Source organism: Mycobacterium sp. IS-1590 (assembly GCF_001500025.1).
Classification (GTDB): domain Bacteria; phylum Actinomycetota; class Actinomycetes; order Mycobacteriales; family Mycobacteriaceae; genus Mycobacterium.
On the sequence record NZ_LQIW01000009.1, the window covers coordinates 56,557 to 79,342 of the forward strand.

General features: G+C 64.0%; 18 protein-coding genes. 10 read left to right on the plus strand and 8 right to left on the minus strand.

Features of this window, described 5'->3' with window-relative positions:
- The first annotated feature begins 6 nt into the window (after positions 1–6).
- The 5 genes from AU197_RS08385 (at position 7) to AU197_RS08405 (ending at position 5,521) form a co-directional block, all read left to right on the plus strand.
- Positions 7–951 (plus strand): NAD-dependent epimerase/dehydratase family protein, encoded by a 945-nt coding sequence (locus AU197_RS08385; RefSeq protein ID WP_064402074.1) that lies wholly within the window; start codon positions 7–9, stop codon positions 949–951.
- Entirely contained in the window at positions 952–2,076 is a 1,125-nt protein-coding gene (locus AU197_RS08390) for a glycosyltransferase family 4 protein (protein WP_064402075.1), read from the plus strand. It abuts the gene before it with no gap.
- 86 nt (positions 2,077–2,162) lie between these two features.
- Positions 2,163–2,969, plus strand: coding sequence for a glycosyltransferase family 2 protein (locus tag AU197_RS08395; protein WP_231744864.1), 807 nt, complete (start codon positions 2,163–2,165; stop codon positions 2,967–2,969).
- Positions 2,966–4,042 (plus strand): cellulase family glycosylhydrolase, encoded by a 1,077-nt coding sequence (locus tag AU197_RS08400; protein WP_064402077.1) that lies wholly within the window; start codon positions 2,966–2,968, stop codon positions 4,040–4,042. The genes AU197_RS08395 and AU197_RS08400 overlap by 4 nt, the downstream gene beginning before the upstream one ends.
- Before the next feature lie 6 nt (positions 4,043–4,048).
- Positions 4,049–5,521: a lipopolysaccharide biosynthesis protein gene (locus AU197_RS08405; protein WP_286145554.1), complete on the plus strand. Its 1,473-nt coding sequence runs from the start codon at positions 4,049–4,051 to the stop codon at positions 5,519–5,521.
- A 24-nt stretch (positions 5,522–5,545) separates the two neighbouring features.
- Here the strand turns inward: AU197_RS08405 and AU197_RS08410 are convergent, their stop codons facing one another.
- From AU197_RS08410 to AU197_RS08425, 4 genes are all read right to left on the minus strand, one after another.
- Complete coding sequence (locus AU197_RS08410; RefSeq protein ID WP_082696561.1) at positions 5,546–6,397, minus strand: FkbM family methyltransferase; 852 nt, start codon at positions 6,395–6,397, stop codon at positions 5,546–5,548.
- Positions 6,398–6,463: 66 nt separating this feature from the next.
- Positions 6,464–7,513 carry a glycosyltransferase family 4 protein gene (locus AU197_RS08415; RefSeq protein ID WP_353612128.1) on the minus strand — a complete coding sequence of 350 codons (1,050 nt, stop codon included), beginning with the start codon at positions 7,511–7,513 and terminating at the stop codon, positions 6,464–6,466.
- Positions 7,513–8,850 (minus strand): O-antigen ligase family protein, encoded by a 1,338-nt coding sequence (locus AU197_RS08420; protein ID WP_064402081.1) that lies wholly within the window; start codon positions 8,848–8,850, stop codon positions 7,513–7,515. Before AU197_RS08420 ends, AU197_RS08415 begins: the two co-directional genes overlap by 1 nt.
- 12 nt (positions 8,851–8,862) lie before the next feature.
- The gene (locus AU197_RS08425) at positions 8,863–10,359 is read right to left on the minus strand and encodes a tyrosine-protein kinase domain-containing protein (protein WP_231744865.1); all 1,497 of its coding nucleotides are present in this window, start codon (positions 10,357–10,359) and stop codon (positions 8,863–8,865) included.
- Between the two features lie 291 nt (positions 10,360–10,650).
- Here AU197_RS08425 and AU197_RS08430 point away from each other — a divergent pair, with 291 nt between their 5' ends.
- From AU197_RS08430 to AU197_RS08445, 4 genes are all read left to right on the plus strand, one after another.
- A complete protein-coding gene (locus AU197_RS08430; protein ID WP_064402082.1) occupies positions 10,651–12,696 on the plus strand; it encodes a hypothetical protein in 2,046 nt (681 codons plus the stop codon).
- A gap of 32 nt (positions 12,697–12,728) precedes the next feature.
- Entirely contained in the window at positions 12,729–13,700 is a 972-nt protein-coding gene (locus AU197_RS08435; protein WP_064402083.1) for an endonuclease/exonuclease/phosphatase family protein, read from the plus strand.
- A 104-nt stretch (positions 13,701–13,804) separates the two neighbouring features.
- Entirely contained in the window at positions 13,805–15,862 is a 2,058-nt protein-coding gene (gene pta / locus AU197_RS08440) for a phosphate acetyltransferase (protein ID WP_156434350.1), read from the plus strand.
- Positions 15,862–17,004 carry an acetate kinase gene (locus AU197_RS08445; protein WP_064402084.1) on the plus strand — a complete coding sequence of 381 codons (1,143 nt, stop codon included), beginning with the start codon at positions 15,862–15,864 and terminating at the stop codon, positions 17,002–17,004. Before pta ends, AU197_RS08445 begins: the two co-directional genes overlap by 1 nt.
- Here the strand turns inward: AU197_RS08445 and AU197_RS08450 are convergent.
- Complete coding sequence (locus tag AU197_RS08450; protein ID WP_197415492.1) at positions 16,939–17,361, minus strand: STAS domain-containing protein; 423 nt, start codon at positions 17,359–17,361, stop codon at positions 16,939–16,941. The two genes, AU197_RS08445 and AU197_RS08450, sit on opposite strands and share 66 nt — an antisense overlap.
- 388 nt (positions 17,362–17,749) lie before the next feature.
- On the opposite strand from AU197_RS08450, the gene AU197_RS08455 reads away from it, so the two are divergent.
- Positions 17,750–18,115: a group I truncated hemoglobin gene (locus AU197_RS08455; protein WP_064402113.1), complete on the plus strand. Its 366-nt coding sequence runs from the start codon at positions 17,750–17,752 to the stop codon at positions 18,113–18,115.
- A 3-nt stretch (positions 18,116–18,118) separates the two neighbouring features.
- Here AU197_RS08455 and AU197_RS08460 read toward each other — a convergent pair whose 3' ends face one another.
- Genes AU197_RS08460 through glnX form a run of 3 tightly spaced genes read right to left on the minus strand, consistent with a single transcriptional unit; the run spans position 18,119 to position 22,718 of the window.
- Positions 18,119–20,377 carry a serine/threonine-protein kinase PknG gene (locus AU197_RS08460; RefSeq protein ID WP_064402086.1) on the minus strand — a complete coding sequence of 753 codons (2,259 nt, stop codon included), beginning with the start codon at positions 20,375–20,377 and terminating at the stop codon, positions 18,119–18,121.
- Positions 20,377–21,399 carry a glutamate ABC transporter substrate-binding protein gene (locus AU197_RS08465; protein WP_082696564.1) on the minus strand — a complete coding sequence of 341 codons (1,023 nt, stop codon included), beginning with the start codon at positions 21,397–21,399 and terminating at the stop codon, positions 20,377–20,379. Before AU197_RS08465 ends, AU197_RS08460 begins: the two co-directional genes overlap by 1 nt.
- Positions 21,399–22,718 (minus strand): protein kinase G-activating protein GlnX, encoded by a 1,320-nt coding sequence (gene glnX / locus AU197_RS08470; RefSeq protein WP_064402087.1) that lies wholly within the window; start codon positions 22,716–22,718, stop codon positions 21,399–21,401. Before glnX ends, AU197_RS08465 begins: the two co-directional genes overlap by 1 nt.
- Positions 22,719–22,786 lie beyond the last annotated feature (68 nt).

Sequence of the window (22,786 nt, forward strand, 5' to 3'; positions counted from 1 at the left end):
AAGCCGATGCGGATAGTCGTGACTGGCGGGGCCGGTTTCGTCGGGCGTGAACTTGTGCGAAATCTAAGCGCTACGGCGGATGTTGTGGTCGCCGACCTGCTGCGTTACGGGGAGCCTGGAAAATGGTTGAAGGACTTCGACTTCCGTCGGGTCGACATTCGCGATGCCGCGGCTATCAAGGCGCTGATCGATGATGTCCGGCCCGATGTCGTCGTTCATCTGGCTGCAATCCACTACATACCTGAATGCGACGCGGATCCGGTGAACGCCGTGGCCACCAATGTCGCAGGCACGGTGAACACCTTGGTGGCCTGCTCTCCGGGGACGCGCTTCGTGTTCGCGAGCAGCGGCGCGGTCTATCAACCCGACGACGCGCCGCACCGCGAGGACGAATCCGCCTTGGGACCGGCCGACATCTACGGCATCACCAAGCTCCACGGTGAGGACTATGTGCAGATGTTCTCGCGGAATCGCGGATTGCCCAGCGTCATCGTCCGTCTGTTCAACGTCATCGGACCGGGTGAGACAAATCCACATCTGCTACCGACGGTCCTCACGCAGTTGCAGCGTGGTGTCAGCGCGATCGATCTGGGCAACACCTGGCCCAAGCGCGATTACATCGACGTGCTCGACGCCGCGGAAGGCTTCGCGGCCGTCGCGCTCGGCGAGAATCCCGACGGCGTCGAGTGCGCGACGGTCAACCTCGCCAGTGGCCGGCAGTACTCCGTCGACGAGATCTTGGCCAGGATGCGCGCGGTGCTGGGGCTGAATATCGAGGTGCGGCAGGATCCGCGGAGGATGCGGGCGGTCGATCGGCCGTTCCTCGGAGCGGACATCACGCGCATAAAGGAGCTGTTCGGATGGAGTCCCGCACACGGTTTGGACGAGACTCTCAAACGGACCTGGCCGGACCCGGACTTCTACCCGGGCATGCAGGACCGGCTGAGCTGAATGCGTCGAGATGTCGATTTGCTGTTCGACGCTCGGCATATACAGCAGAGTGGCATCGGCACCTACATCCGCACGGAACTGCCGAACCTGGAGGAAGCTTTCGCGCGGCGAGGACTGCATCTCACCGTCTTGTGCGACGACTCCAACCGTCCCGATCTGCAGGATACGACATCGGTGATCGTGGCCGATCCGCCCGCAGCGCCCATGTACTCGGTGCAGGAGCAGCGGGCATGGAGCAACGCCCTACGTATCGCCGAACCACGCGCAATGTGGGTGCCGCACTATCCGTTTCCGTTCGCGCTCTGGTGGCCTAGGCACCGTCGGGTCAAGTTGTACGTCACCGTGCACGACACACTGCACCTTCGCGAACGCGCCATCACCGGTCAGAACTGGGCTTTCCGCGCATACGCGCGGACGATGCTGAACGTCGACGCACGCCGATCGACGAGGATCTTCACCCCTTCTCGCAGTACCGAAACCGCACTTGTGGCAGCGGTCCCGTCAGCGCGGGTGACGGTGACACCGTTGCCGATCGAGGATGCCTGGTTCGAGACCGCCGACCCCGCTCGATCGCCCGTTACTGGGCGCTATCTCCTCTACGTGGGAAACACCAAGTGGCACAAGAATGTGACCATGTTGATCAAGGCCTTCACCGAGGTGTCCGCTTCGATTCCCCACAAGCTCGTGATCGCTGGCGGCGGGGAGTCGGTGAAGAATTTCGACGATCGGATCGGGGCGCTGGCCGCGCGGGCCGACAAGGTGCAGATCGTCGGACGCATCGAGTTCGAGGCTCTACGAGCCCTCGTAGCGGGCGCCGATGTGCTCGTCATGCCTTCGCTGTACGAGGGTGTCGGGCTGCCGCCGCTCGAGGCGATGGCTTCCCATACGGCGGTACTCGTGTCGAGAATCCCGGCCCTCGAAGAGACTTGCGGCGACGGGGCCGAATACTTCGATCCCCACGATCACCACGAGTTGGCGCGACTCATCGGCACATACTGCACCGACAGTGCGGCACGCGCCGCTATGGAGGCGCGAGGGTGGTGGCATGTCACGCAGCGACAAGCGCGGACAAGACGCACTGCCGCAGCCGCGGCCGTCTGCGCTGATTTGGAGCCGACCCGATGACGACCCCCCGGGCAGTGCCGCCGACGTTCGGCGTCGCGGTGACTACGGTCGGCCGTTGGGACGATCTGAGGAATCTGCTCGGCGACTTGGCCGGGCAGTCGCTACCACCACGGGCCGTCGCGATCGCTCACCACGATGAGGGGGCCGCCGGTGAGTTGGACGAGCTGGTGCAGTCGTTCGCGGGCCGGCTGGTGATCGCCACGGTCGTGAGTCCCCGCGGCATATCCAACGGCCGCAATGCCGCGGCCGGCCTGCTCGGCGACGACATCGACTGGCTCTACTTCCCGAACGACACCAGTCGGATAGACGGCGATTTCTTGGAGCGCGTAGCGCAACGGCTGACCCCGGCCACGACGGTTTGCGCGGCTAAGCTGGTCGACCGAGAGGGCGCCAGGAATACCCTGCCTCCAGCTGGTTCTCAGTTGTCGCGGCGAAACGTGTGGGGAGCGATCGAACCGGCAACTCTGTTCAAGCGGCGGGATTTCATCGAGGTGGGAGGTTTTGATCCTGACATCGGATCGGGCGCGAGAACACCGTGGCAGGCGGGGGAGGGCACGGACTTGCTACTGAGGATGTCGACGTTGGACGGCTTCTCGATTGAGTGGCTGCCCGACATCGTCGTTCGGGCGCAGACGGAGTTTTCGCATTTGACCCCTCACGAGCGCCGCCGCAAGATCCGGAACTACGGGCGCGGTACCGGCTACATATATCGCCGTTGGAAGTACCCGGCGTGGCAGCGATTTCGTCACGTATTCGGCGCGCTCCTGGCCCCACTTCGTAAGCGTGGGAAATACCACTGGCAAGACGGCCTCGCTCTCGCGATAGGGCGGGCCGAGGGTGTCGTCGGGAGAGTGCCTCGAAGAACTGGTGATACCCGGGCGATTGTCCGATGAAAGCTCGCCACCAAGCCCGGCGCAGGAAGGTATTGCGGCTGCTTTCGCTGGCCGTCACTGGTTTCATGGTCCTCTCGTGCCAGTCATCGCCGAAACCCGTTCAAATCGGCATGACCGTCCATTCCCGGGGAGCCGACGCGGCCAACATCGAGCGTCAGTTCGACATCATGACCGACATGAACGTCAAGTGGGTCCGAGTAGACATTGGCTGGGCGTGGATTGAAACCGAACGTGGTCAGTTCGATTGGGCGTACACCGACAAAGTCGTCAGCGAAGCGACCGCCCACGGGATGAACGTTCTCGCTGTTCTCGCGACAACCCCTGCCTGGGCGCGTTCATCTGTACCCGGGCACTCAGGGATAAGCGCATACTCCAGACCGGTTCGCTTGTCGAGTCTCGCGGACTTCGCCCGGATCGCTGCCGAACGCTATGCACCACGCGGGGTGCATAGTTGGGAGATCTGGAATGAGCCGAATATGCGGAAGTTCTGGCCACCGCGTCCCGACGCGGGCGAGTATGGTGCCTTGTTCCGCGCGATTGCCGAAGTGATACGCAGTGTTGATCCAGCGGCCACGTTGCTGATCGGAGGGCTCTCTCCGAGGTACGACCTGTCCCCCACCGAGACGTCTCCGGTGGATTACCTTGAGCAGCTATACAGGAACGGATCGGCGCAACTCGCCGACGCGGTTGCGGCACATCCTTACAGTTTTCCCGCGATGCCGATGGAGAGCCCCCAGCGAATGATCGGCGGCTTCAAAGACTTACCTGCGCTGTATGACGTGATGGCAAAGCATGGAGACGGACGCAAAAAGATTTGGATCACCGAGTTCGGCGCGCCGACTGGTACCGGGCAGTACGCAGTATCGGAGAACGATCAGGCAGCCTCAATCGTGCAGGCGCGTGAGCAGCTTGAACGCTGGGACTGGTCGGGCCCTCTCATCTACTATGAATTGGTCGATGGTGGAACCGATCTCAATGAGCCGGAGGAGAACTTCGGTGTTCTCCGTGACAACCTTGAGCCCAAGCCGGCCGCGATCGCGTTGATGCGAGCCGCTTCAGGTACTCGTGAATGAGTGCTCGTGACGTCCCCGGATAGCGGTTCCCTGCAGGGGACTGCTGTCCGTGGCGGAGTAGCGGTCATGATCGGCCAGGTTCTGCGAACGCTGATCCAGCTGTTCGGTCTGATCGTGTTGGCACGTCTCCTCACGCCCATCGACTTCGGACTCGTAGCCATGGTCACATCGGTCATCGGAGTGACCTCAGTCTTGAGTGATGTGGGCCTCTCGATGGCAATTATGCGAGAGGTCAGGGTTGAGCCCACGATTCGGGATGCGCTTTTCTATATCAACGCCGTAATAGCATTGGCGGCGGCAGCGTTGGTGTGGGTGGCTGCACCGTTGATCGCCGGGTTCTACGGGGAGCCTCTACTCGACGAGATTGCACGATGGTTGGCACTGTCGGTTTTCCTCGCGGGGCTGGCACCTCAGTATCGGGCCGAGCTCGCAAGAGCGCATCGATTCGGAGCCCTCGCTTCCGTGGATACGATTGCACAGGGAGTGGCTCTTGCTGCAGCGTGCATAGCTGCTGTCGGCGGTGCCGGGTACTGGGCAGTCGTGATCCAGCAAGGAACAGCCGCGGTAGTCCTGCTAATGACCTTGGTGGCCTTGTCGCGATATCTTCCGCGCTCGAAACCGAATCTGCGCGGCATCAAAAGCTATGTATCTCTTGGTGTCACGTCTCTGGGCCTCGATCTGACGAACTATGCGGCCGTGTATGCCGCACCAATGGCCGTCGGACACGCTCTCGGCGCAGCAGCCGTCGGCTTCTACAACCGGGCCTTTCAACTCGTGGCGTTCCCACTCAGCCAGCTGGCCGGACCTCTCACACGTGTTGTCGTGCCCGTCTTGGCGCACGTCGAAGACGGACCGAAGCTGGTAGCGGCAGCAAAGCGGGTCCAGCTCGCAATGGCGTACGCATTGCTGCCTCTACTGGCGTTCATCATCGTCGGTGGCGAGAATCTTGTGGAAGTTATGTTCGGGCAAGACTGGCGTCCGTCGGGACGTATTGCACAGATCCTAGCGGTCGGCGGTGTGTTCCAAATACTCGGATACGTGAACTATTGGTTATTCACACGCAAAGGCCGGCTCGGATTGCTCTGGGCCCTAGAGGGATCCGTCTGGATTCCGCTCACAGCGATGTACTTCGTCTTGAGTAACAGGGGGACGGTCTGGGTCGCTGCGCTCTACGCCGCGAGCCTGGCGATGAACTGGCTCATGTCGACGGTTCTGGGGCTGCGCGTACTGGGGCTCCCTGCGATGCAGTTGTTACGGCCGTCGTTGTGGCGCCTCCTTTTTTTGGTGCCCGTCGTAGCGACCGGACTCGTGACGCGCGAGGTCCTGCACCACAGCGGCTGGCACGCGACCTCAGCGCTGGCCATTGCGACCGCATCATCAGTGTTGGCTGTCGCGGTCCTGGCTTTTATACCGATCTTTAGGCATGAGGTGCGCGAGTTCTTAGCCGTTATCACCAGCGTACGAAAACGAAACCTGTGATGGCTCTGCGGCACGCGCGTCTGACTACTGGCTTGCCTTGGGTAGGCCGAATAGGTGTACGCGATCGGTAATGCGCTCGCGATCGCTGTTTAGGTAGGGAACGGGGCTGTCCTCATCGTTCCACTGAATCCAGACGTCATAGCTATCGAAATCAATGAGGGACAGAAGCTCGTCCAAACTCGTATCGAAGTTCACGAGCGTCTTGGTGTGCACCTCGATCATGAACTTCGGGTGCAGGGCCAGTACCTGCTGAGCGCCCTTCAGAGCCTCGACCTCGAAACCTTCGATGTCAATCTTCAAAAACGTCGGCTTCTCGTTCACAAACTGATCGATATTGATCGATTCGATCTGTTGCCCGAGGCGCTCGCTGGGCGTCACGCGAGTGTTCGACTCTTCGGTGATCCGTACTACTCCGGGTTGGGAAGCGATTGCCATGTTTTCGCACCGCACTTGCGAAAGATGATTGAGTTCCACGTTTTTTCGGAGTATGGCTGCGCTGTGTGGCGACGCTTCGAACGCGATGACCTTCCCATCCCTACCGACCCAGTCGGCCAGCAATATCGTCGCCATCCCATGGTGTGCACCGCAGTCTAGGGCGACATCACCGGGCCGCACCATCCTATCCCTGATGAAGGCCAGTTCAGGACTCAATTCGCGGACTTCCGGGCCACCGTACCAACGGTGTCCCATAGCATCGCCGACGTAGAAGGCGAATGATCGGCCGTCGAAGGTCACTTTCTGGGTATAGGGCCGAAATGAACGCTCCTCGACGGCAAAACGCAGCCGCTTCAACGATACTTTCAACCGTTCTGGCAGTATGGCTCGCAGGGCATCATTGACGTCTCTGTTCAGTCGTGTACGTATGCTGCCCGCCATTGCCGGATCTTAACCCTCACATGCTGGCCGAGGGGTGCTTTCCGGTCTGGGACGTCACCCAGCGAATCAGATCCTGGGCGAAAAATCGCACGCGTAAAGGTCGGCGAGTTCGGCGCGAACTGTGGACCAAGAAAACCGATCGCGTGCGGTGTCGTGAAGCGCGACGCAGTGGCCGCGCAGCTCCAAGGGGCTGAGCGCCGACAGTGCATCGTACTTCGACCAGAATTCTTCTGGCGAGGAGAAAAGCAAGCGATCATCATCGGCTACGTAGTCCGTCACCCCATCGATGCGGCTCAAAAACACTGGAAGGTAACAGTTGTATGCCTCAAGTAACGCGTTGTTCGCCGTAGCGAAGGTGAGCGGAAGCAACAGTGCGAAAGACTCTCGTAACAGACTGTTGTAGCTCTCAGCGTCAAGCCGTGCGTGGCACACCACGCCCGCGTACCGGCTCAGCCGGGATCGCGCTGTCTCGTTCATTCCGACCAGGTCGATCTGGACATCACGCGGACCACGCTGCGCGGCAATCCTTTCGAGCATATCGATGTCGCGATACGCGATACCGACGACAACCAATCGCCGCGGCGCCCGTTGGCGTCTCTCAAACAGCTCGACCGAGGGCACCTCACCGCTGGCGAACGTGAAGCCGTGAGGGACAAACCTCACCTTCTTGTCTGGGAACGCGCGGCTGAAAACGTCGCGCTGTTGAGTACTCAGAACCACAATCACATGTGCAGCGCGCAACGACAATTGCTTGATGCGACGGTGAGCACTCGTTGGCGGCCCCAGCCAATCGGAGTCGACGACGTGCACGGTGTACACGATCCGTTTCCCGAGTATGCGCAGTATCCACGGTGACAGGTACGCAGTTGCCTCTGGCTGGAAGTAGTGAACCGTGTCGTATCGCAACGCCCGGATGAGAGTGAGCAGATCCATTAGCAGGAAGTTCACATGCCGCGGCCTGGTCGACTCAAGATACCTGGCAAACGGCAACCACTCTCCGTTCACATAATGCCGGGGGTCTGGGACCACGAGGTCGTATCCCGAACCAGGGTTCCAATGGAGATAACGAAACCCCGAGTACAACACCCGGGGGTTCGAGCGCGACCGCTTCGCCACTATGCCGGTTTCCCGGTCGCCCTGTCACCGTGCCGAGCCATGATCAAAGTTGCAAAGATGAGGCCGCTGGTCGGGAATTGCTGGATGTTGGGCCATAGGTCCCACACGGCTTCAACAGTTGCGATCACAAAGAAGGCGATGAGATAACCGAAACAAGCGATCTGTTCACGAGTGACTCGTAGCGCGCGAGTCGCGAAGATCGACCCAATCCAGATCGGCAACAGGGCGGCAAGGCCTATGAGACCGGTTGTTACTAGAGCGTCGATGAGAATATTGTGCCCCGTGCCGGCGTTTGCCCAGACCGCGGTCTCCGCGGTGAACGGCCCACTGGTCAGGAACCAGTTGAACCCCATTCCCAGGATCGGTGATTGGTGCCATAACTGGAAGGCTTGTGACCAGATTATCGGACGTTCGGTGAATGCTTCCCGGTCCCACTCCAACAACGGAATGACCAGCGCGGCGGCAACTGAGGCGCTTGCGAGAACGGTACCCACCAGTCGGATCGAGAATATGGATCGAAGCCAGCAGATCGCCCACCACAGGAGAACAACGCCGGCGGCGATCACCGCTGTTCGCGTGGCAGAGGCGACCATCGTTGCGAAGAGGATGGCGCCGCAGAGCACTCTCCAGCGGTTCCTCGTGATGAGCGGAATCAGTGAAAAAGATATGGCGCAGTACATTCCGAGGGCGTTGCTCTGGCCGAACGGCCCGGCCAGTTCCCAGCCCGCGATCAACGACTTCCTCGAGTCCATGTTGTACATCATGTATTCGGGAATGATCAGGCCGCCGATGATCGAGTACGCGCCGACTCCCGTCAATAGAATGGGAATCCATTTCAATTCAGAGATGGAAGCGCCGGTATTCCAGATCGCCACGAGAACCATGTTGGCGAGAACTATTTTCGGGACGTCTGGGGGCGTCAATGGTTCTGGGCCGATGAGATGGGGCAGATTCAGTGCGATCAAGAATGCCAAGAGCCACGTTATGTCGCGGTTAGGGTGCCCGCGCATGAGCACGATGAGCGAACTCAAGGCGAGCAAGATTCCCGATCCCGCCCATCTTGTGAGCCCCGCGATGGGAGTCTCCGATGTGGCCAAAGCTTCTTCGATCCCGATATCGGGTGTGTGTTTGACGATCAGATGGTTGATGGCTTCAGGAAAGACGATCAGACCGACGGCCGCCACAAGCAACAGGACGAACGCTCGGTCGCCCGCCCGGAAGTTGCGCAGTGAGAAGCGATTCCGTATGGCAAGGGCCGAGTCGCCGCCGACGGATAGTGGGGGCGCCGTGACGAACGTCGAGGCCGCCCGTTTCCCTTCGGCACCGTTATGGTCCATGAGCCTGTCAGGTCATTTCTCGTGTGACCCGCGCCGACGTCCGCCGAACGCCTGAGGATCCGGTTGCGTGCGATTCGCTCGACCGTAATAGTCCTCGGCCTTCGACCGCCTTTTCGCGGGCGTCATTGTCAGGACGGTTCCCAATATCGGTGCGCCGGCTCGGTTGAGTGCGTCGATTCCCCGCGCTAGTTGATCGCGCTGCGTCTGCCCGAAGCGAGCAATCAATATGACGCCCTGAGATGCTGCCCCGAGGATGGCGGCATCAGGTTTCAGCAGCGACGGAGTATCGACGACGACGTAGTCGAACTGGGCAGCCAGTTCGGTGAGGACCTCCCTCGCGGCACGGGACTGGAGTAGTTCGGTCGGGGCGGGTGGCAGCGGGCCGGAGGTCAGCGCCATCAACCCCGGCGTCCCGGTCTGCTGGAGCGCCTCGCCAACGGAAGCTCGGCCCGTGAGAACAGTACTCAGGCCGGCCTGCTTGTTTAGGCCGAAGTAGTCGGCGAGCCTGGGACGCCGCATATCGCCATCGACTACCGCGACGCGGTAACCGGCTTCTGCCAGTGCGAGTGAGAGGTTGACCGCCGTTGACGTTCTGCCTTCCTCGGGCATCGCGCTCGCGACGACGAGCACCCGGGGCCCGTTGGAGGCCTCGAGGAATTTCAGGTTCACCCGCAGCTCGCGGAATGCCTCCGCGACCGCCGAACTTTCGGAGTCGAATGAGATCAGTGGATCGTTCCGGCGCTGCGCATCGAATGGAATTTCACCGATCTGGCCCACGCCGGTCACCTGCTGCAGGGCGTCGGTGCTTCGCACCGATCTGTCGCTGCGGTCCCTGACGATAGCGAGCAGAACGCCGATCAAGAGTCCGATCACCAGCGCTATCCCGGTGTTGCGTGCCGTTGTCGGCGCCGCCGAACTATCGGGGAGGTCCGCCCGCTGCTGCACGATCACCCGCGCATTTGGTGGCACGCCCAACCCTGGCGTTTCGAGTGCGGCCGCCATGATGACGAACTCGTCGGACAACGTGTTGGCGATATCTCGGGCGCGAACCGCTGACCGGTCGGACACTTCCACGTTGATGATGACGGTGTCGGAGGGGGAGCTGACCTTGACCTCACCCTGCAGTTCGGCGACATCCATGTCGAGACCGAGTTTGTCTATGGTGCGCTGAGCCAGTAGCTCGCCCTCGAGTAGCTCGATGTAAGACAGCACACGACTTTCGGCGAACAGTCCACCGTCGTAGATCTCGCTGTTATTGCCTTCGGATGTGGTCGAGACGAACAGCCGCGTCGAGGCCTCGTACATCGGTGCGATCGTGAGCGAGTAGGCGAGGGCACCGAGCATGGCGATGACTGTTGTGGCACAGATGATTTTCCACCGGGTACGCAATATCTGTGCGAAGTCCTGAACAGTCAACTGCGACCCTTCATCGCTCGAACTCTCTTTCGTGCGTGTACCGACGCCACCACACCGGCCATTGTCCTCAGCGTTCAGCCGACGTCTCGGCAATATCGATAGGTGCCTTCGCCGGCGTCATCTCGGATTGGAAAGCCCGCGGGCAAAGGGCGGGAAAGCATCGCTCAGCCAATTCCCCGACACGGTCCTCTCGCTATTGATATCGCATCAGCCTGCGGCGCCCGCCGGTATAGTCCCACACCTGTTAAGACTATGCCGCTCGAACAGTCGAAAGTGGAGCAAGGTGTGCCCGGTTAATTCAACCCTGCCAGCTACCCCGCTGCGAATCCGGGCCTCAGGACACTTCGGGCGGCGGGGCGCCAACCCCGTTGTCGGCGAGCGGTTATGAACCGCAGTCGCATCGCGGGTTCACTGGCGTCCGTCTTGGTGCTACTTCTGTCGGTGTCGCTCGGTGGCCCAGCGAATGCCCAACCCGACGATGGCGGCCCACCGCCGCCCGCGGCAGCCGTGACCTTGGGCTGGCCCGCGCTGGGCCTGGAGCCAGAGGTCTTCCTCGGCCCCAACAGCGCAACGAGTTACACAGTGCCACTGCCGACGGGGCTTGCAGCGTCGCGGCTGCGCGGCACCATCACCGCCCCCCTGAACATCAGCGCGGGCTACCTCGAGGTGAACGACGTCGACGGCAGGTTGCTCGGTACCGTCAATCTGCCACCCGCGGGCGCTGCTGCCGCTGCAACACCCATCGACGTGGATATCTCGGCGGCGCGCGTCCAGAAGTCGTCAGTCGAGCTGACACTCACCGTTCGCCCCTTGGATGTCGCCGGCTCGCAAATCAACCAGTACGGCATCCAATACTGCGGCCCGCTCCAACTGGTCACTCTTAGGGATCTCGCGGTCGAATTCACCGGGACCGAACCGCCGGTGACGACCATTGCCGGATTCTTCCCGCCCGTGCTTGAGCGGGTGACGGTCTACGCACCCGCCGATGCCGACGCCGCCGAGCAACAGGCGGTGCTGATGCTGGTATCCACCCTCGTTCGGCTCTACCTCCCGCAGCCGCTTGCCGTTGCGGTTGTCAATCAACCGCGGGGAGCCGCGCCACCGCCGGCCGCCCCGCTGGGGCGTGCCGTCGTCGTCGAGCGGGGCGGCGCCGCAGGGCTCCGCGTCGAAAACAGCGGAGCCGCAGCGGCATATCTGCGGGTGTCCGGCGGCGGTGATGAACTTTCCACTCAGGTGTCGCTTCTCGTGAACGAGCTCCAGTCGCTGGCTCAGGCGCCCGCATCCCGCGTCGACCAGGCGGGGTCGGAAAAAGATCGCGCCGCTGACAGCTGGACCTTCGGTCAGCTGAACATCAATGGCAAGACCGACGTCCTGCGTACGAACAACCTGAGGGTGGGTATCGGCCGTGCCGCGCTGGGGAACGGCCGGGTCGACAGCGTGCAGGTGCACTTGATGGCGGACTACACTCCCGTTCCCGAACAGGATGCGGCTGCCGTGGTGATCCGGTCGGGCGGGGATGTCGTTTATCGCGCCGCGCTGAACGACACCGGCCGCCTCGACGCCGCGTTCGACCTGCCGAATCGGTTACTCGGCCAGTACGTCAGCATCGATCTCGCGCTCACCTACACCCCCCATCAGGTGTGCAACCCGCTGATCGCCCCGATCACCTTCCAGCTGGATCCGCAGTCGACGCTGACCGTGCGTCGTGGCGGTCCTCCGCTCGGAGGGTTCACCGCCATGCCTTCGGAGTTCAGCCCCAGCTTCGAGGTGGCGTTCGACGGCAGCAGCCCCGATCAACTTATCTATGCCGCTCGTGTTGTCGCCGCCGTCTCCAGCCTCACCAGTGCGCAATTGACGCCGAAGGTCGTCGATCTGAAGACCGCCGCCGACGGCCGAGCCGGCGCATTGATCATCGCGAAGTCGTCGGCTCTCAGGCAGACCTCACTGCACCCGCCGCTCAGCGGTGACGGTACGACGCTAAATGTCGAGCTGCCCACCGAACTTCGCGTCGACATCGACGGCGGGCTCGGATCGATCCAGGTCTTCGCCGATCGGCCACGTGACCGCACAGTTGTCCTCGTTACGACCAGCGGCGAGTGGAACTTGATCGACCCGTTGTTCGGCTACGTCGACGGGCTGGAGGGCAAGTGGTCAGCGCTCAGCGGTGACGTGCTCGCCGCCGGGAAGGCGGGCGTCCCCACCAATCTGTCGATATTTAGTCAGCGTGACGTCGATGACCGCGCAGCCAGTAGTGAGTCATCAATGCGCGGATGGCTGCAAGCGCCGTGGGTCGTCATCGGTATCGGGGTGGCCGTGATCGCCGTCCTGGCCCTCGCCGCCGCAATACTATTGCTGTCCCGACGCCGCAGACGGCGTCCGAACGCCGGCACCGTCGCAGGTGCCGTCCCCGCGCCCAAGCCCGTTGACTGAGTCGCGGTAGGGAATCGGCGTATAAGAGCGACATGATTCGAGTACCGGCGACGGTCCTCGGCGGGCTTTCATTTGCCTTGGCGCTCGCCGGGGTGGTGTCGCGTTATCTGCCTCTTGATCACGAGACCGTGCTGCTGTTCGCGGCAGCGTCGCCATATCTCATCCCCGCCGGTATCGCATCGATGGCGCTTTTCGCGGTGGCGCGGCGGTGGGCGGCGACGATCCTGGCAGCGACGTTGTGCGTCGTGATGCTCGCCCTGCTGGCGCCGCGCTACTTCGGGCCGGAGAAGACGGCGGGGCCATCGGTGGCGCTGCGGGTGGTGACCGCCAATCTGGGGATGGGCCGGGCCGACGCTCGTGCAGTGGTGCAGTTGGCGTCCGCGTCGGCCGATGTGCTCGTGGTGCAGGAGATGACTCCGCAAGCGGCCGGTGCCCTGTCGGCCGCCGGACTCGACAGGGTTCTCGGTCACCGGGTGATCGATCCTCGCCCGATGGCGGACGGGATCGGTGTGTGGAGCCGCCATCCGATCGTGGCCTCCGCCGCGGTCGGCGGTTACCAGTTGCCGATGCTCAGCACCCAGATCCGGGTGCCCGAGGTCAGATTCGACGTTACCGTGCTCGCCGCGCATCTGGCTGCTCCGTGGGGGCAACCGCTGCGCTTGTTCCAGGGCGACATCGCGCGGTTCCCCGACACGCTGCGGTCGACGGCACATGCGGCCTCCTCCGGCGCTGTCATCGTGGCCGGCGATTTCAACGCGACCTACGACATGCGTCCCTTCCGGATGTTGCTGGGCGAGGGTTATCGCGACGCGGCTGAACAAGCAGGCGCCGGCCTCACCCGCAGCTACCCGAGCAGGCGGTGGGCCCTACCGGTGGTCGGCATCGACCACGTTCTGGTGCACAACTGCTCGGCTTCGTCGGTGTACACCGTCTCGGTACCCGGGGCTGATCACCGCGGGCTGGTTGCCATCGTCGAGATCCCGGTGGACCCGACCGCGAGCTGACTGGTCTCCCGCCGATTAGGCTGTGACCCGTGTCGGAGGCGACAAGGACCAACTCACTGTCTACGCGTGAGCGCTCATCCGACTCAGGGCCTTCGCGCAAACCGGTGTCCGCCGTTTACGTCGCCTCCCCGGAAGGTGACACGGGAAAGTCCACCATCGCGCTGGGCATCCTGCACCGGTTGACGGCCACCGTCGCCAAGGTCGGTGTCTTTCGCCCGATCACCCGGCTCGGCGAGGACCGCGACTACATCCTCGAACTGCTGTTGCAACACACCACCGCCGGACTGTCCTACGACGACTGCGTCGGCGTCGGCTACGAACAACTGCACGAGGACCCCGAATCCGCACTGGCCGAAATCGTCGATCGGTTCCACCGGGTGGCCGACCAGTGCGATGCGGTGCTGATCGTCGGCAGCGACTACACCGATGTCGCCACGCCCAGCGAGTTGTCGACCAATGCACGCATCGCGGCCAATCTCGGCGCGCCGGTGGTGCTGGCGGTCAAGGCGAAGGATCGAAGCCCCGCCGATGTCGCGAACATCGTCGACATCTGCCTCGACGAGATCGCCGCTCAGCATGCGCACACCGCGGCCGTCGTCGCCAACCGTTGTGACCCCGAACAACTGACCGCGGTGCTCGACGCGTTGAGCGACTTCGATCCGAAGTGTTACGCGCTGCCGGAGGAGCCGCTGCTGGTCGCCGCTTCGGTCGCCGAACTGCAGCGGGCCGTCGAGGGCGAATTGATCAGTGGCGATCCGGCGCTGCTGTCCCGGGAGGCCATGGACCTCATGGTCGCCGGGATGACCGCCGAACGCGTACTCGAGCGGCTCAGCGAGGGTGTCGCCGTCATCGCGGCCGGCGACCGATCCGACGTCGTGCTCGCGCTCGCGAGCGCCCATGCGGCCGAGGGCTTCCCGTCGCTGTCCTGCATCATCCTCAACGGCGGGCTGGAATTGCACCCCTCGATCGCGGCCTTGGTTTCGGGGCTGGGTTTGCGCTTGCCGATCATCGCCACCAGATTCCGGACGTTCGAAACGGCCAGCCGGGTGGCGTCTGCGCGTGGCAGGGTGACAGCGACCTCCCTACGCAAGATCGACACGGCCATCGCGTTGATGGAAGCCCACGTCGACATCGCAGACATGCTGGAACAGTTGGCCATCCCGATTCCGCAGGTGGTCACCCCCCAGATGTTCACCTACAAGCTGCTCGAGTGGGCCCGCTCGGACCGTAAGCACATCGTGTTGCCGGAGGGCGACGACGACCGCATCCTGACCGCGGCCGGCCGGCTGTTGCACCGCGGCGTTGCCGAGCTGACAATTCTCGGCGAGGAGTCTCAGATACGGGCGCGCGCAGCGGAAATGGGTATCGATCTCTCGGACGCCGCCATTCTCGACCCTCAAACCAGCGAGCTGTGCGACAAGTTCGCAGAGCAATACGCCGAGATGCGCAAGCACAAGGGGGTCACGGTCGAGCAGGCGCGCGAAATCATCCATGACGTCTCCTATTTCGGCACGATGCTGGTGTACAACGACATGGTCGACGGCATGGTCTCCGGCGCACGACACACCACCGCCCACACGGTGCGGCCGGCCTTCGAGATCATCAGGATGCTGCCCGACGTGTCCACGGTCTCCAGCATCTTTCTGATGTGCCTTGCCGACCGAGTACTGGCGTACGGGGACTGCGCGATCGTGCCGGATCCGACCGCCGAGCAGCTGGCCGATATCGCGATCTCCTCGGCGCGCACCGCGGCCAGCTTCGACATCGAGCCACGGGTCGCGATGCTGTCCTACTCGACCGGCACCAGCGGATCCGGCGCGGACGTCGAAAAGGTCCGGCAGGCAACCGAACTGGTCCTCCAGCGGGAGCCGGATCTGCTGGTAGACGGACCGATCCAGTACGACGCCGCGGTGGAACCGTCCGTGGCCAAATCGAAACGACCCGATTCGAAGGTGGCAGGGCGCGCCACGGTGCTGATCTTCCCCGACCTCAACACCGGGAACAACACGTACAAGGCGGTCCAGCGCAGCGCAGGCGCGATCGCGATCGGGCCGGTGCTGCAAGGACTGAAGAAACCCGTCAACGACCTTTCGCGCGGGGCGTTGGTGGAGGACATCGTCAACACCGTGGCGATCACCGCGATCCAGGCGCAGACACTCTGATGGCCCGCAGCGTTCTGGTTCTCAACTCGGGGTCGTCGTCGCTCAAATTCGCTGTCATCGAACCGGATTCGGAGACCATGGTGGTTGACGGCATCGTCGAGCGCATCGGTGAGGGGGAGGTGCGCGACCACGCCGAGGCGCTGCAGACGGCGTTCGGCCAGATGGCTGAAGCGGGCCGGGGTCCCGACGCTCTCGACCTGGTCGCCGTGGGCCACCGCGTCGTACACGGCGGTCCGGATTTTTACGAGCCGACGCTGGTCGACGACGCGCTGGTCGCCAGGATCGACGAGCTGTCTCCCCTTGCCCCGCTGCATAATCCGCCGGCGCTGCTGGGAATCGAGGAGGCGCGCAAGGCGCTGCCCGATCTACCGCATGTCGCGGTCTTCGACACGGCCTTCTTCCACGACCTGCCGGCCGCCGCGGCGACGTACGCGATCGACCGCGACATCGCCGAGCAGTGGCATATCCGTCGCTACGGCTTCCACGGCACCTCACACCAGTACGTCAGCGAGCAGGCCGCGGCCTTCCTGGGCGTCCCACTGGACTCGGTGCGCCAAATCGTGCTGCACCTGGGCAACGGCGCATCGGCCTCGGCCATCGTCGGTGGCCGCCCGGTGGACACCTCGATGGGGCTGACGCCGATGGAGGGGCTGGTGATGGGAACCCGTTCCGGCGACATCGATCCCGGTCTGATGTTCTATCTATGGCGCACGGCGAAGATGACCGTCGAGGACATCGAGGAGATGCTCAACCGCCGCTCCGGGGTGCGGGGGCTCGGCGGCGAGGTCGACTTCCGGGTGCTGCATCAGCGCATCGAATCCGGGGACAGCTCTGCGCAACTGGCGTACGACGTCTACATTCACCGGCTGCGCAAGTACATCGGCGCCTATCTGGCACTGCTGGGCGGCGCGGACATCATCACCTTCACCGCCGGTGTGGGGGAGAACGATGCGGCGGTGCGGCGTGACGCGTTGAGCGGCATGGCGTCCTTGGGCATCGAACTCGACGAGCTGCGCAACACCCGCCCCGACAAGAAGATCCGGCGGATATCGGCCGACCGGTCTGGAACGACGGTGCTAGTTGTTCCCACTGATGAGGAGCTCGCGATCGCCCGCGCCTGCACGGACCTCATCGAGCACTGAGCGCGGCTTCTCGAGCGGCAGTTCCCGCGCGGAATCGCAGATGGCCAGCAGACGACGAACCTGCCGGCCGCAGCGCACCTGCCAGTCGATCCCGTTCCGGGAGCAGATCACGTTGATGTAGTGCAGCGCGGCGAAGCCGGCGGTGCCGAAGAAGTCGACGAGCCGCAGGTCGATCACCAGACGCCGCGTGCCCGCCACCTGACCTTCGACGTAGGTGGCCAGTGCTCGGCTGTTGGTCGCATCGATCTCCCCTTCGACCGTCACGAGGACCGTCGAACCATGCCGGTGGGAGGCGGTGAAGCTGGCGCGATGGTGGTGTTCGCACTGATCGAACGACCGAGGGTCGGGGCGGAACACCCGGCAGGTTCCTACAGCGGACACGGCGCACTCCTGTTGTCGAGATGCAATTGAAACCGCGGAGGCCGTCAGCGTTGCCTGACAGCTGCTGGGCCGTAAACGGGAAATCGTCCCCGATGACCTCTGCAGTTTGGCTGTGACCTCAACCTGTGATGCAGATTACTACGAAATCCGCGGCATGACCATTGAGTGTTACGACATGGGCAAATCCCGTAAAGTCGACGCCTTGTGCGGCGTAGTTTGCTGTAAGGGCTACTGAATCCGTAGTTCTCACTCCGCTCGGGGTGGCAGCTGTGAGATTGAATTTGCCTCGCAGGAAACACGTCGAAATCCGTCCGCAATCGCGGACGGCTCCAATGTGCCCATCCGGTACGACGAAGGGGCGCACATGGCGAGTATCTACGAGCAGATCGGCGGCCACGAGGCCCTCGAAGTTGTGGTCGAGGACTTCTACAACCGCGTGCTGGCCGACGACGAGTTGGCTGGATTCTTCACGGGGGCGAACATGGCGCGGCTCAAGGGTCGGCAGGTCGAGTTCTTCGCCGCCGCACTGGGAGGGCCCGACCCCTACACCGGCGCCCCGATGCGCCGGGTTCATCAGGGCCGCGGGATCACCATGCACCACTTCAACCTCGTCGCGGGCCATCTGGCAGACAGCCTCGCCGCGGCCGGAGTGCCCACGGACACGGTAGGCGAGATCCTTGCCGCCATCGCCCCGCTGCGCGACGAGATCGCGAGCGCGAGCGTCGCCTGACCGTCAGAACGTGCTGGTCGGACGGACGCTGTTGGCCAGATCCACCAGCGCGTAGCGATGCGCCTGGGTCGGTGCCACCCTCGCAAGGGCGCGCAGTGAGGCTTCCACGCCCAGCTGCAATCCGTGCTCGGTGAACGGGAACCCCAGGATGTGGTTGGTGCTGGCGGTGTTGTCGGCCAGCCAGTCCATCGCGGTGCCCAGCACCAGTGCCCGGATCTGCAGCACCCGCGGCTCGCTGTCCGGGAGCGCCTCGACGCGCCGTGCGGCGTCGCGGATCTGCTGTTCGGTGATCTCGCTCGACGAGCGGCCGGACAGCAAGGTGACCGCACTGGTCAACCGCGCCGTCGTGAAGTGGCGGGACATCGCCGGCACCTTGTCCAGCGTCTTCACCGCGGCGTCGCGCTCACCGGCGGCCGACTGCGCGCGGGCCAGGCCGAACCCCGCCGAGATCACCCCGTTGTCGGTCGACCACACCGTGTTGTAGAACTTGCCCGCGTCGGGTTTGCCCGCCAATTCGGCGGTGGCGGCCAAGGCCAGTTTGGGCGCCAGTTCGCCCGGCATGGTGTCGAGTACCTCGGTGAAATGCTTTGTCGCCGAGCCGTAGTCGGCGGTCAACAGTTCGGAGACGGCCTTGAACCAGACCAGCCGCCACGGCCAGCTCACCCGCTCGGCGAGGTCGTCGAGCTTGCGGGTGGCCTTGGCGACGTCGCCGAGATCGAGCAGCGCGCGCACTTCCATCAGCGGAAGTTCGACCGAGTCCGACAGGTCGATGCCCTCGGAGTCCAGCGACCCGTGCCTGGCGGCGCGCAGTTGGTCGAGCGTTTGTACGGGCTGGCTCACGACACTGGCAGACAGCACCGGCGCGCCGACGTCGGTCGGGTCCACCAGGGGGACGGGCAGGGCCCTGACGATCTCCTGGGCGGTCAGCCGCTCGGAGTGCACCTGCCCGTCGAGATAGACATCGGTGTGCGCCACCAGAAGATCGATGCCGAACGTGGACCGGGTGGGCGAAAACACCGTGGACAGACCGGGTTTGGGTGATCCGGTGTCCTTTGCGACGACTTCGCGCAGCACGCCGAGCAGCTGTCCGGACATCTCGTCGGCGCTGCCGAATCGCCGCCGCGGGTCCGGGTCGATCGCCCGGCGCAACGCCCGCGCGAACGAGTCGTACTCGGTCAACACCGGATCGTCCTCGGGCAGCCCGTCGACGTAGCGGCCCCTGCGCGTGCGCAGGTTCAGCGTGAGCGCCGCCAGTGTGCGGCCGACGGTGTAGATGTCGGTGGCCACCGTCGGCCCCGTCCGCACGATCTCGGGGGCCTGGTACCCCGGGGTGCCGTAGAGATAGCCGAACGAGTTGATGGTCGACACCGCACCGAGGTCGATCAGCTTGAGCTGTTCCTCGGTGATCATGATGTTCTCGGGCTTGAGGTCGTTGTAGGTCAGGCCGAGCGAGTGCAGATAGCCCAGCGCGGGCAGAATTTCGAGCATGTACCCGATGGCCTGGGCCACCGGCAGCTTCTCGCCCTTGGCCTGTTTGAGCGATGTGCCGCCGACGTACTCCATCACGATGTAGCCGACGGGGTTGCCGTGCTGGTCGGCATGCTCGACGAAGTTGTAGATCTTCACGATGCCGGGATGGGTGACCTCGGCGAGGAACTGGCGCTCGGCCATCGCGATCTTCTGTGCCTCGGCATCGCCGGAATGCACCAGACCCTTGAGCACGACGGGTCGTTCGTTGACGTTGTGGTCGAAAGCCAAGTAGACCCAGCCGAGGCCGCCGTGCGCGATGCAGCCCTTGATCTCGTACTGGTCGGCGACCATGTCGCCCGGATTCAGTTGCGGCAGAAACGAGTACGGACTGCCGCAGTGCGGGCACCAACCTTCAGACCGGGCAGGCTTGCCGTCGCTGGAGCGCCCGACGGGGCGTCCGCAGTTCCAGCAGAACCGCTTCTTCTCCGCCACGACGGGGTTGGTCATCAGCGCTTCGAGCGGGTCTTTGGCCCGTACCCGCGGGATCTCGACCAGCCCGCCGCCGAGGCGGCGCGTCCGCGACAAGGCCCGTGTCGTGGTGGTGGTCTGCTCCTGCGGCTCGGTGTCCCCGGTGCCCACCGACCCGCTGTCGTCGTCAAGGTGCGGCCGGAACACCGCCTCGGTCGCCATCGGGCGGATCGTCGACGCCGAATCCATGCCCATGTCGTCGAAGCTCGCCGGCTGGGTGCCCGGGCCCTCGTCGTCGTAGTCGTCCAGCTGGGTCTCGGACATCAGTCGGAATACCTCGCGACCGGAGGAGCCGGCGCCGGCCCGAGCACCGTCAACCACTTGCGGTACAGGGTGTTCCAGGTGCCGTCGCGGCGGATGCGTTCGAGCGTGCCGTTGACGTACCGTATCAGGCCGGTGTTCTGCCGGTTGATCCCGATGCCGTAGGGCTCCTCGTTGAGGCTGGGCCCGACGATGTGCAGGTAAGGATCCTGTGACACCAGACCGGCGAGGATCGAGTCGTCGGTGCTGACGGCGTCGACCTGCCGTTGTTGCAACGCCACCAGGCAGTCGGCCCACGCGACCACCCCGACGATGATCGGTGGCGGCGTGATCTGACGGATCCGCTCCAACGATGTCGTGCCCTTCGCGACGCACACGCGGCGTCCCGAGAGGTCCGAGGCCTGCCGGATCGTCGAGTCGCGCGGCGCCAGGATCCGTTGATTGGCGGTCAGATACGCCGTCGAGAACCCGATTTGCTTCTTGCGTTCGCACGTGATGGTCATGGTCTTGACGACGACGTCGACCTGGTTGTTCTGCAGGGCGGCAATGCGGTCCGCCGACGACAGGATGCGGTACTCCACCTGCGACGGGGTTCCGAAGATGTCGCGGGCGATCTCACCGGCGATGTCGACGTCGAACCCGGTGACCTGTCCGGTGATCGGGTCGCGGAACGAGAACAGGTTGCTCCCGATGTCCAGGCCGACGATCAGCCGACCCCGCGCACGGATGTTCGCGACGGCTTTGTCCGCCTCGGCCCGATTGGTGAACGGCCGAAGGCTCGCCGTGCGCTCGCACTCCTCGGCGTCGTCGCCGGGTGGGTGCACCGGTTGCGGCGGCAACTCCTCCATACCCGCGGGGGTGGGCGGCGGCAGCGTCACACCGGGTGCGGAGGTCACCGACGCCGCCTGCCCACACCCGGTGAGCACCAGCGCGGCGGCGACGAGGAGACCGAAGAACCTCGTCACCAGCTGCCTGTTCTTCGCGCAAGCGTCCCCCTGCGCTCCGCACGGGCGGTACCCCCACATCATCGGTACTCACTCAGCCTCGGCCACAACCCCAGTGCCACCGCGACCGCCGCGACGACGCTGAGCACCGCCGCGCCGACGGTCGCACCGGACAGCACCCGGTGTGCGTTGATGATGTCGTCGCGGAGCTGCCCGCGGCTCTCTTCGATGCCCTGACTCAACGCCTCGTCGAGCTTGTTGAACGCGGGCGTGGAGTCGTCGGCCCCGGTGCCCAGCGCCACCTGCGTGGCGGCTTGGTAGTTGCCGACGCTGATGTAGGCGTTGATGCGGTCGTCGGCGGCGCGCCACCGCTTCAACAACTGCTCGGCCTCGGCGAGGTCGGTCTTGTCGATGGCGTCCTCGCGGGCCAGGTAATCGGCAAGCTGCTGCTGCATCATGTCGATGCGCTGGTAGTACGACTGTTTGCGCACCGTCTCGTCGCCGCGCCGGATCAACGACAGCGTCTCGTCGGCACGGGCCTGCTGCGCGGTGATCGCCAGGTTCGTCACCGTCTTCAACGACTCGGCGGCGGTGTCCTTGGCGCTGCGGCTGTCGGAGGTCGAGATGACCAGGGCCGTGCCCACCCAGATCAGCATGGTCAGAACGGCCAGTCCGCCGGCGACGAAGCCGATGTTGATCCGCCTGCGCGTGCGCCTGGCCAGCCAACGGTTGGCGAACACCCCGAACAGCAGGGTCGCCAGCACCACCAGGATGACCGGGCCGGGGATCCGGGTGGACGCGCTGGTCTCGGCGTCGACGCGCTGCGAGGTCTCCTCGTAGAGCCGTTGGGCCCCGGGCAGGATCTGCGTCTGCATCAACGCCGACGCCTCCGACAGGTACGACGAACCCACCGGATTACCCGAACGGTTGTTGGTGCGGGCCGTCTCGACCAGGCCCGTGTACACCGACAACTCTGCGTTGATGCGGCCGAGCAACTGCACCAGGTCCTCGTCGGTGAGCCCGCTCGACGCCCGGGTCACGGCCACCGACGCGTCCGTGATCGCCTGCTCGTACCGTTGTCGGACGTCGCGGGGTTCCGCCCCGGCGATGAAGGCCGTGGCCGCTGCGGCATCGGCCACCGACAGCGTCGTGTAGAGCTGCCCGGCGGCAAACGACAGCGGCTCGGTGTGGTTGAGCACCGTCATCAGCGCCTGCTGGCGGTCGTTGATCGTCGTCGAGGTGGCGAACGCGCTGGCGATGACCAGCGCGGACAGCACCACGCCGATGGTCAGGATCCGGCCGGGCGTGGTCCACAGAAACCACCAGCGTTGTTGTGCCGACGTCGACGGCGACCGCGACGCGAGCGGCTCCGTCGACGGGTGCGCCAACTCCACAGTCACGTGCGCGCGGACCTCATCAGCATCGCTTTCCGGCTCGTCGTTTCGACCGCTCCCACTGTATGAAAGAA